This is a genomic window from Candidatus Stygibacter australis (assembly GCA_030765845.1).
GTDB classification, from domain to species: domain Bacteria; phylum Cloacimonadota; class Cloacimonadia; order Cloacimonadales; family TCS61; genus Stygibacter; species Stygibacter australis.
Map to the genome: position 1 here is coordinate 1 of JAVCDJ010000017.1, position 11220 is coordinate 11220.

7 protein-coding genes are annotated in these 11220 nt (G+C 37.6%); 6 read left to right on the forward strand and 1 reads right to left on the reverse strand.

Annotation, left to right across the window (positions count from 1 at the left end; genetic code table 11):
* Positions 1-111: 111 nt before the first annotated feature.
* A complete protein-coding gene (locus RAO94_00915; protein MDP8320889.1) occupies positions 112-717 on the reverse strand; it encodes a hypothetical protein in 606 nt (201 codons plus the stop codon).
* 1269 nt (positions 718-1986) lie between these two features.
* On the opposite strand from RAO94_00915, the gene aroC reads away from it, so the two are divergent.
* The 6 genes from aroC to RAO94_00945 form a co-directional block, all read left to right on the forward strand.
* On the forward strand, positions 1987-3324 hold the full coding sequence (aroC, locus tag RAO94_00920; protein MDP8320890.1) for a chorismate synthase: 1338 nt from the start codon (positions 1987-1989) through the stop codon (positions 3322-3324).
* Entirely contained in the window at positions 3299-4708 is a 1410-nt protein-coding gene (locus RAO94_00925; GenBank protein MDP8320891.1) for a type I 3-dehydroquinate dehydratase, read from the forward strand. The genes aroC and RAO94_00925 overlap by 26 nt, the downstream gene beginning before the upstream one ends.
* 224 nt (positions 4709-4932) lie before the next feature.
* The gene (locus tag RAO94_00930; GenBank protein ID MDP8320892.1) at positions 4933-6276 is read left to right on the forward strand and encodes a transglutaminase-like domain-containing protein; all 1344 of its coding nucleotides are present in this window, start codon (positions 4933-4935) and stop codon (positions 6274-6276) included.
* A gap of 8 nt (positions 6277-6284) precedes the next feature.
* Positions 6285-9230, forward strand: a complete 2946-nt coding sequence (locus tag RAO94_00935; protein MDP8320893.1) for a PEP/pyruvate-binding domain-containing protein — start codon at positions 6285-6287, stop codon at positions 9228-9230.
* Positions 9231-9391: 161 nt separating this feature from the next.
* A complete protein-coding gene (locus RAO94_00940; protein MDP8320894.1) occupies positions 9392-9577 on the forward strand; it encodes a hypothetical protein in 186 nt (61 codons plus the stop codon).
* 69 nt (positions 9578-9646) lie between these two features.
* Positions 9647-11220, forward strand: a 1574-nt coding sequence (locus RAO94_00945; GenBank protein ID MDP8320895.1) for a hypothetical protein, incomplete at its 3' end; no start/stop codon positions are given.

Here is an 11220-nt window from a genome sequence, read left to right on the forward strand (position 1 = left end):
GAAAGTGCTTGTTTTGAAAAACATCTGCTTTACCTCTTGTTTGTTTCTAATTAATCTTTTCATTCTATAATTCTCCTTTTTTGTTTAAAATATACCTGTATTTACCTAATCTCAAAAAGGCACATCAGAAATCCATAAAACCCAGGTGAAATGTTCACGTTCACTAATCCAGTAATCATTCTCAGATTTCACTTCATGTACCTTATGTGCATCAGCTATTTCATAGATTACACTTACTTTTCCGCCAATTGCAGCATTTATATAAGATTCTGGAATTTCAATCTGATATGACCGGGTTTGTGGACCTGTTGCTGTATTTAGAACTGTACCTAACCATAATACACCATATAGTTTCTCACTTAAACCGGGTACTTTAACAAGGACTTTCCGGGCACCGTTTGATAGTGCGACATCAAATCTTTCAATTATGTCTTTTTTCCCTACTCGGGTAGGAAGAAAAATAGGAATTCCTGTTGATCTATTCACTACTACACAAGCACATTGAAATGGTGATGTAAAAACTTCACCAGAGTTAATAACAAAATCCCCTGATATTGATTCAATTTTACAGCCTGGTGTAATTAGCTTCCCTTGCATGATGTTTCTGGTGGAGAATTCTTTTTCAAAAAACGGATACCTACGGGTTGTATCTGCACAACCACTTAACAAACAAATAACAGCTACTATTATTACAAGTAAACCTGTTTTGAAAGACATCTGCTTAACCTCCTGTTTGCTTCTTCTTCCAAAGCTATATTCAATTTTACAGATTTTTCATAAAGCTCAAATCCATTCTCAATATTATAAATTTCTACCTGGTCTTTGTTCGCTTGGTGTATCAGTATTCTTTGGCTTTTATGCACTATTAAAAACATTGCTAATCAATGCTGGTGAAGAAATCCTGATTTTCTCAACTATCATAAATTTCAACCGAAATCCTATTTTACTTATTTTAATGCTATAATTTATAAATAAATAACTCTTTCATATTCTAAATTAATTTCCCTCGAAACAAAGATAATCAAAAATGAACTTTTTCTGTAATTCCTGTCAAACTTTTTATGCTTTGTATACGCATTCCCTCCCCCCCCCCGGAATTAAAATATTCTAAACAATATTAGAGTAAATTGAATATATAACAAATATTAAATTACTTACATAATAGCTTAGCTCCAGATAATATGTCATCGATTAAAATAAACACAATAAAAATCTTTGCCAGGAGTTTAGTTAAAGAAAAAGCAGGTAGAAATTTATTCAAGGAAATTTGTATATATTTTGACTAATTTTAAATCAAATAATTGCACTTCAAAGCAAATTGTAATTGAATTAGATATAAGTGTAACCGTTAATAAAACTAAAGGCTACTGAGAAGAAAGAATCAAACACAAAAAAGGTTTACATTATATATTAATCAATTTAGTTGCTTCATATAGGATGAAATTTACCATTGAAGAGTAATCTAAATGACCAACAAGGGAATTATTGTGTATGCTAATTATCAAGCAGAGATTATGTTTTTCCATACTAAAAGAACCCATTATGCTAACTTACTTTTAACCTTCTGGCAATATAGGGGCAACAAAAGGGCAAGAAGTAAGTAAGGCAAGGATGAACGGCATAACACTTAGATGTCATGCCGTGCCTCCTTGCCTTACTCGGGTGTTGCCCCTTTGTTACCAGTATGCTTCTTTAAGGCATATAGTGGGGCTTTTGAGACAATCCAGATAATTTTCCGGAGCATTTTTGCCTGTGCGGCAGAGACCTGAAATTTACTTTAAAAAAAGGAAGGTTATTCCTGCCTATACACTATCAGACATCTTAATGGGAGTAGAGAGACAATCATTTTTAAGGGACTGATTGTTTATAAATTATTCTGAAGAGTTGAGGATAAAATTCAGATGAAAAACGAGGGGATGCCAGCTCAAAATAAAAATGAATTGACGAAAAGAATAGTTATATTCTTATCCTCCTTAGGATGTTGATATGAATGGAAATAAATTTGGAAGCTGGCTGGGAATCAGAGGGTTTGGTGAAAGTCACGGCGCAGCAGTAGGTGTTTTGCTGGAAGACATCAAACCCGGGATAAGATTCCCTCTAAAAGAAATAGAGCAGGAAATGGAACGAAGACGTCCTGGCAGAACTGAATTTACCAGCAGCAGGCAGGAGAGTGACCGGATCAAGATACTTTCCGGTGTAATTGATGGTATAACTACCGGTATGCCAATCTGTCTTGTAGTATATAATGAAGATCAGCGCAGTGAAGATTATGCTTTACTAAAAGACATTTTTCGCCCTGGACATGCAGACTGGAGTTGGTATCAAAAATTTAAGATTTTGGACTGGCGCGGTGGAGGCAGGGCATCCGGGCGTGAGACGATAGCACGTGTGGCAGCAGGAGCAGTAGTTAAAGAGCTGATCAAACCAATAATTGTGGAAGCTTATCCAGTACAGATAGGCAAAATCCGCTCTGGAGCATTTACGGAAGGGTTTACTAATCAATTATTCTGGCATGACCCCAATACTTATGATGCAGTATTGCAGGAATTATCAGATGCCAAAGAAGCTGGAGATTCACTGGGCGGGATATTGGAGATCAGGATAAGTGATATCAAAGCAGGTCTGGGAGATCCTGTTTTTGGCAAACTTGATGCAAAGCTTGCGGAGGCGTTGCTTTCAATCGGAGGAGTGAAGGGAATAGAGTTTGGTGCTGGTTTTAAACTTGCCGGCTGGCATGGGAGCCTGTCAAATGATCAAATGGATGCATCAGGCTTTTTGACCAATCATTGTGGAGGTATCATCGGAGGTATATCCACTGGTGAACCAGTGATCATGCATTTGGTTGTGAAACCCACTTCATCAATATCAAAAAAGCAGAAGACAGTAGATGTTGATAATACAGAGCAAATAATAGAAATCAAAGGCAGGCATGATACTTGCCTGATATTCAGAATTATTCCTGTTGCTGAGGCAATGGTGCGTCTGGTGCTGGCAGATTGTGTTAGTTATCAGAATCTTGTAGAAGGTAAAGAGAGGAGTCTGGATAATTATCGAGAAGTGCTTGATAGAATAGATGAAGATATTTTACTTGCCCTAAAACGCAGGAATGAAATTATTAAATTAATTGGTGAATATAAATTAATGAAGAATCTTAATATACATGATACTCATCGTGAAATAGAACTGATCAATGATTTGAAATCCAAGGCAGAACTTTGGAAGATAAATCCTCAATTTGTGGAAAGCATTTGGCAGTTGATATTAGCTGACAGTCGAAAAAGTCAGGAAGGTATGAAAAATGATAGTACTAAGTCTGATACCTGAAAGTAAAGAAGAAATACTGGAAATAAGATCGAAATATCCTGAATATTTTCTGGAATATCGGCTGGATCTCTGCAGTAATTGGGAATTTCTTGATCATGATACAGTCGATGAGCGGGTAATATTAACCCTGCGTGACCGCAGTGAGTGCAGCAAAGATGTTCTACAAAAGAAAAAAGTTTCTCTGGCGGATAAGATCAAATTCTATTGCGACTGGATAAATACTTACAATTGTCTGGTCGATTTAGAGCATTCTATGCTTTATAAATTGAGTGCTCCGGAACTGCTGAAACTTGATACAAGGAATTTAATACTCTCTATCCATATGCATAATTATGACTGGAATGTAGCAGACCTGGCAAGACGTTGTCTTGATATTGAGCGGAGTAACTGCCATTATACCAAGCTGGGACTGGCAAGTGACAGCTGGATAAAGCTTCAGGGACTCGAAACATTGATCCGAACAACTGGAAGTAAAGTACTGGTTGCATTTATGGGAGATGACGGATCATCAAAGAGATGTTTTTATCGGCATTTAGGAGCAGAAGGCACTTATGTGAGTCTGAAGGGGAAACCAACAGCAGTAGGACAACTTGAAATAGAACTAGCAGAGACTCTACGATTGCATACCATTTCAGGAATTAATCTAATTGGGGGCATAATTGGAGGGAAACAGGTTGTGAACTCACGTGGCCTGGCCTATTTCAATACTCTATTCAGTAAAAAGCAATTAAATGCCACATATTTTCCATTGGTAGTAAATGATCTGATGGATTTCACAACCTGGTTAAATAGCGGCAGTAGAAAGGAATCTTGCTACGGCTTTTCCATTACGATGCCCTATAAAGAGGAGCTTGCTGCTTTAGCAGGTAAAGAAGGAGAAGTTGTTAATCTATGGGATGGGAAAAAAGAAACAGCGAATACTGATCTCAAAGCAATGAAACAAATACTTAAGGAAGGAAATATCATGAAATCAGATAGCAAAATATTGATCTTAGGTAGCGGTTCAAGTGCCAAAAACGCACTTCAAGCGATCCATGGCAAAGCAAAAGTCCAAATATGCTCACGTAATTTTCCCGCAGCTTTAGTGCTGGCAAAAGAATATGAGGTAGAATATATAATACCAGAGAACTTGAAAGGTAGATTCTATAATGTATTGATCAATACTACTCCTTTGGGTATGGATAATGAAGATCTACTTGATTTTGCCGTAGGAGTTGATTTCGATACAGCAATCGATCTTCCTTATAGAGATGGCGGAACACCTTTGAGCAGGTATTGTGTCGAAAAAGGAAAGAGTTATATAGGTGGCGAGGAATTCTGGAAACTGCAATCCAAATCTCAGGAGGATTTTTTTATCTCTGCAATAAAAAGTAAGGAAATTTAATGGATAGCAGGTCATTTTTTGTAATTTTCATGGTTCTTCTTATCTTGACAGGGATCATCTATACAGTAATAGAATATTTACCTTTCTGGCGGTGTCCTCAAAGAGTTCGAAAGAATATTAATCATACCAGTGATAACTTCAAACAAATTTTCAAGGTCATTAGGTATTATCAGAAAGAAGGAAACGAAGTAAAATTGCAAGCGCTTTATTTTCTTTTGGAGAATATGGCACAGCATTTGTTTGTAGATGTAGCAATCCAGAATGAACAGGGATTGCAATTGGAATATGATGCCAGCAAGTATGCTGGCCTTGAAGAGGCTCGAGATGCCTTAAATGAAATCGAAAAGGAAAATGGTGAGATAAGCTGGCACGTTAAAAAAGCCTGGCCTGATCAGGAAACTATCACTTCAACCTTATTAATAGAAAATATTGATGAAGCTTACAGAGCCTGGCAGTCTTTACCATGGAGTAATGGTTATGATATAGATACGTTTTTGAATTATATTCTTCCGTATCGTGGCAGCAGCGAACCTCTTGATTCCTTTCGTCCTTATTTTAAAGAGAAATTCTCTTATTTAGCTGGCATAAGTGATCCAGTGCAAGCAGCAGCAATTATCAATGATAGTTTGAAATCTGTATTTAGATTTAATTCCAAATATTATCTGCATCCAACGGATCTAAGTTTTTCACAGATGCTGGCGAGTGGTCAGGGTCGCTGTGAAGATATGACCAATCTGGCTATCTATGCCCTGAGAGCTAACGGGATAGCAGTAACCAGTGATTATACACCTCACTGGGCAGATAGTGGCAATAATCATGCCTGGAATGCAGTGCTCACACCGGATGGTAAAGCAATTCCTTTTATGGGCTGTGAGAGTAATCCCGGTAATTATAACTTACGGCAGCGGATTGCCAAGGTTTATAGAAAAATGTTTGCGGAACAACCTTCCAGCCTGGGTAATCAACTTAGAGAAGATGAAAAAGCTCCAGCCTGGTTGCGGGGAAAGAGCTATCTAGACGTAACAGATGATTACGTAAGCACAACTGATATTACAGTATCTGTAGACAGCATTGCAACTCCCCCACAGCGCTTTTTGTATCTGGCAGTTTTTAATAATGGAAACTGGGAAGCAATTGCCTGGAGTAAACTTGAAGACGGGGAAGCAGAATTTAAAAACATGGGAATGGACCTGGTCTATTTGCCAGCATATTTTATTGATGATAAGCTGCTACCTGCAGGAGAAACATTTCTGCTAAATAATGAGGGTGAAAGGGAAGAATTGCGAGTGGCAGAAAGCTTTCAGAATATGGAAGTGCGATCTACTACCCGCATGAAGATAAGTAATTTAACAGGTGAAAACGATATTACTAACTTGAAGCCCGGTAAAGAATATGAGCTTTATTACTGGCATAAGGGTTGGAAGAATGCAGCAAAAGATACTTTTAATAAGAATGAGCTGCATTTCGAGCAAATACCAGAGAATGGATTGTACTGGCTGCGGGAAAAGGACTCTGATAAAGAAGAGAGGATATTTATTTATCGCAATCAGCAGCAAATCTGGTATTAGGGGGATTGATGAATGATATAGGCAGATATTATAAACGGTTTAAGTTTGGTGAGGATAATTTTCATAGACTAATGAAGCAGAGGATCAGGACTATATTATTAGTATCCTCATTTTATGATGCTTTTATTTTTGAGCAGGATGGCAGACTAAGTGAACAGGTTTTTGGTGAATATCGACAATTGAATCTAAGTACAGCACCCCGAATAATTTCTGTTCCTACAGGTGAAGATGCACTTAGTATTCTTGACAGTTATAATTTTGACCTTGTTATTACGATGATGCGAATTGGTACTTTAAGTCCCTGGGATTTTGCTGAACGGATCAAGGCATTAAAACCAAATATGCCGGTGTTACTGCTTCTGAATGTTAAAAATGACCTGATGCTGATTGATAAAAACTCTACCGAGATGGAGCATATTGATGATGTGTTTTCCTGGAATGGAGATTCGACCTTACTGCTGGCAATGGTAAAAGAGATTGAGGATAAATGGAATGTTGCTAATGACACTCAGAATGGTTTGGTTAGAGTGATCATACTTGTGGAAGATTCGATCGAATACTATTCTAAGTTCTTACCAGTTCTCTATCAGGAAGTAATGAAGCAGACTCAGCGACTTATCAATACCGAGCTTGATGATGTAAATAAAAGACTGCAAATGAGAGCTCGTCCAAAAGTGCTATTATGTCATGATTATGAGAGTGCTGTGGAATATTTTGATAAGTATGAGGAATTCGTTATTGGAGTGATATCTGATGTGAAATTTCCTCAAAATAATGAATTAAATCTGGAAGCTGGTTTTAATCTTATCGAGTACATCAAATCTCACAATAGCACACTTCCAGCATTATTGAATTCATCTGAAACTGTAAATCGCGACCAGGCGGCGAAATTGGGCATTAGTTTTCTGAATAAAAGCTCAAAAAGTTATCTTGAAAAGATTCGTCACTTTATCAAAGGGAGCCTGGGATTTGGAGATTTTATATTTAGAGATAAAGCAGGAAACTATTTTGGCAAGGCAGATGATACGGCACGTTTTGAAGAGTTGCTGCGAAATATTCCTGTTGAATCACTCCTTTATCACAGTCGGCACAATCATTTTTCCGGCTGGTTGGCAGCACATGGTGAATTTCTGGTTGCCAAACGTATCCGTCATGTATCTGTGGAAGATTTTGATTCAACAGAAGCAATTCGTGAATTTTTGATCAATGCTTTTCATGAAGTGAAAGAATTACGTTTACGCGGGAAAATGGTACGCTTTGATCCCCAATATCTTGATATGGATGATGTTGTAATACGTCTTTCAGAAGGCTCAATGGGTGGCAAGGGAAGAGGATTAGCTTTCCTGAATGCTTTATTGGTCTCTATGGACTGGGAAAAACAGTATAAAGAACTTTTTGTTCGCATTCCCCGGACTTTTATCATCGGAACAAATGAGTTTGATGAATTCTGCGCAAAACACAATCTGGAAGAATTTCTGGAAATTGCTAATGATCAGAATATTAAAAGCTTCTTTCTGGAGAATTCTCTTTCTGAGGAATTAAAACATAATCTTCGAGAACTATTAGCTCATATAAATTATCCCCTGGCAGTTAGATCATCAGGTCTGCTGGAGGATTCTCAAAGTCAACCTTTTGCTGGAGTATATGAGACATATATGCTGCCAAATAATCATCCGGATATTGAAGTAAGGTTGTATCAACTTTGTACTGCAATAAAACTGATATTTGCCTCAGTATTTAAACAAGATGCCATTAATTATATCGAAGGATTTAATTTTAAAGTGGAAGAAGAAAAAATGGCTGTTGTTATTCAACAGATCGCTGGTTCAAAACAGGGTGATTTCTTTTATCCACATGTTTCAGGAGTTGCTCAATCATATAATTATTACCCTGTATTTCAGATGCAACATGAAGATGGTATTGCCAGTATTGTAGTTGGTATGGGTAAAGCAGTGGTAGATGGGCTTAAAACTTATAAATTTTCACCTTCCTGGCCTCGTATGAACATCTTAAAATCAGATGATCAGATCAGTGAGGCTCAACATGATTTTTATGCTGTTGAGCTTACTAATGACAATTTTGACCTTACTGAAGGTGAGATGAGCACATATAAACAAGTTATGATAGTTGATGCCGGGGACTATGACTGCCTGAAATATGTTACAGCATACTGGGATGCTTATAATCAGAAACTTGTAGATGGTAAATACGAGAAAGGATCACGAATTATATCTTTTGCCAATATACTGAAATATAATGATTTCCCCTTTGCTGATTCACTTAAGAAAATTCTGGAAATTGGTACTGCAGCCCTGGGTGTTCCAGTGGAAATTGAATTTGCACTCGATCTGGAACCTTTATGTCTAAATAAAAAAGCAGTGCTTTACATTCTGCAGATTAGACCAATGAATGTAAATCAAGACGTAATTACCTTAAAAAAGGATGATCTTCAGCTTGAACAAGCCTGGTTGTTTAGTGATAAAGCGATGGGCAATGGTAGATATGAGATGCAGGACATAGTAGTAGTTGATCCTGAGATGTTTGATATTACTAAAACCTTGGATATAGTTAATGAGATTGAGCAAGTAAATACTGAATTACGAACCGAAAATAAAAGCTACATCCTGATAGGACCAGGTCGTTGGGGAAGCAGTGACCGTTTCCTGGGAATTCCTGTAAAATGGAATCAAATAAATGGTGCCAAAATTATTGTGGAAACTACTTTAGAGAATTTCAGAATAGCTTTTTCACAAGGTACTCATTTTTTCCATAATCTGATTGCTCAAAACACTGGATATGTTTATCTGGATAAAGATGGACATCTTGACTGGGATTGGATTCTATCTCAAACTATTATTAATCGATACAAATACATAGTACACATTAGGACTAAAGTTCCTTTTCGAGCAGAATTGAGTGGAGTTAATGGACTGGCAATAATTTACAAACAATAATTAGTTTCCTTCTGTTAACTATTTAATTCCGACAATATTTCATTTGACAAGAATACTTTGATATAAAATGAGAGTATAAGAAATATTGAGAAAAGAGATAGTGTGAAAATATCGTAAATTAAATGTAAATTAGAAAGCAAAAATGACTTAGGAGAAAAAAGATGAAGAAACTTTTAGTTTTGTTTATTATTTTGATACTTAGTGTATCAGCCTTTGCAGTCTGGGAAGTTGGTGGCGTTATAGAAGACGACTACAGCTGGACAGATAATAGTGGTGAAGATCACTCGATCCATGAGCTTACCGAAGCCGGAAAAGCCGTGGTAATTTTCTGGGGAGGTTATGGTTGAGGTGGTTGTGAAGCGGCGGCGCCGCAATTAGCTACCTGGTGGACGAACCAGAATGAAGATGAAGTTTATGTGATATGTGAAACTAACTGGAGTAATGGATTACCCTACTCAGTAGATATTGATCCTTACTACTGGGATTTTGGAAATGGTTACATTCCATTTTTTGCAGTTGTAGGAGCATATAATGTATTATATTATGGGGATAATGCAGTTACTGGCGCAATGGGCATGGTACCTGATGCAGTTGATTCATTTAATAATCTTGGTTTAACAGGACCTGTTGAAGATCAGGTAATATTCTTTAATGAAGTTCTCTCAATTGATATTTCTGAAGTTTTCTCAAGTCCTAATGGCGATGTAACTGTAACAGTGGATGATAACACAAATCCATCAGTTGCAGGTGCTGAGATCACAGGAACTACTTTGACAATTACTGCTATGACAACTATGGGACAAACTATGATCACTTTGATGGGAGATGATGGTGTGATGACTGCTACTGATGAATTTTACGTAACAGTTCTTGATCCTAATCCCAATACAGAGACTCTGGAATTTACTTTAGAAGATACTCCTGAACAGCTGGATTGGCCAAATAATGTTAACCAATATGAAAATACATATACAGATTTAGGTTGGACATCAGTTACAGTCGAAGAAGATGCTGCTATTATCAGTATGCATATTACTGGTGACCTTTTCAGTGATAATTATGCTACTGAAGGTTCATTCTGGATGACTTCACCCACAGGAACCACTATAATGATCGCAGATGGTTTTTCAAGTGGAACTAATGCTGTTGATTTTGAAATAGGTGATTTTGTCACTCAGCCAAGCTGTGGTGAATGGATTATTTATTTTGAAGACAGTTATGGTGATGGTGGACATGCTCTTTATGATGGCACCTTCGTGATAGAAATAGCAGGAGCTGGTGCTCCAGTTGTTGCACCCACAAACCTGGAAGCTGCAGTTACTGATGACGATGTTCATCTTACCTGGGAATATGAAGCTGGCGGTGGAGAAGCCGTAATACTGGCTTGGGATAATGGAATTAATGATGATGCTATTGGGTTGACCAATGGTGGAGATTTCGCTGTTGCCAGTCGCTGGACTCCAACTGAACTGGTTAATTATCATAATATGCCCATTAATATGATCAGTCTTTTCCCAAATGAAGCTGGCTCAGTTATCACACTTAAAATATGGACTGGTGCTGATGCTGTTAATGAAGTATATTCACAAGACCTGAGTGATCTTGTAATTGCTGAATGGAACGAAATAGTTCTTGATACTCCTTATGTGATAGATGCTGCAGATGAACTCTGGTTCGGATATGCATTAGTTGGGCAACCTGCCAGCACATATCCTGCTGGTTGCGATGCTGGTCCAGCTGTTGCCGGATTTGGCGATATGATCACTATGGATGGAGTTGCCTGGGATCCACTGAGTGGCTATGGTCTTGATTATAACTGGAATCTGCAGGCTACTGCGGGTGGACGCGTTATGCAGCGTCATAGCATGCCTCAGGAAATTGAAGTTGCTAAACTTCATAATGATCTTTTCAGTCAGGCAAACCTGCATAATTCAAGTCTGAGAGACAGACTCCTGCTTGGATTCAAAGTATATCGCGATGAAGCAGAAAT

Excerpts from the sequence above, each read along its gene's own strand:
- RAO94_00925 (MDP8320891.1), top strand. The coding sequence starts at position 3,299 with ATGATAGTACTAAGTCTGATACCTGAAAGTAAAGAAGAAATACTGGAA.
- aroC (MDP8320890.1), top strand. The coding sequence starts at position 1,987 with ATGAATGGAAATAAATTTGGAAGCTGGCTGGGAATCAGAGGGTTTGGT.
- RAO94_00935 (MDP8320893.1), top strand. The coding sequence starts at position 6,285 with ATGAATGATATAGGCAGATATTATAAACGGTTTAAGTTTGGTGAGGAT.
- RAO94_00915 (MDP8320889.1), bottom strand. The coding sequence starts at position 717 with ATGTCTTTCAAAACAGGTTTACTTGTAATAATAGTAGCTGTTATTTGT.
- RAO94_00930 (MDP8320892.1), top strand. The coding sequence starts at position 4,933 with ATGGCACAGCATTTGTTTGTAGATGTAGCAATCCAGAATGAACAGGGA.
- RAO94_00940 (MDP8320894.1), top strand. The coding sequence starts at position 9,392 with ATGAAGAAACTTTTAGTTTTGTTTATTATTTTGATACTTAGTGTATCA.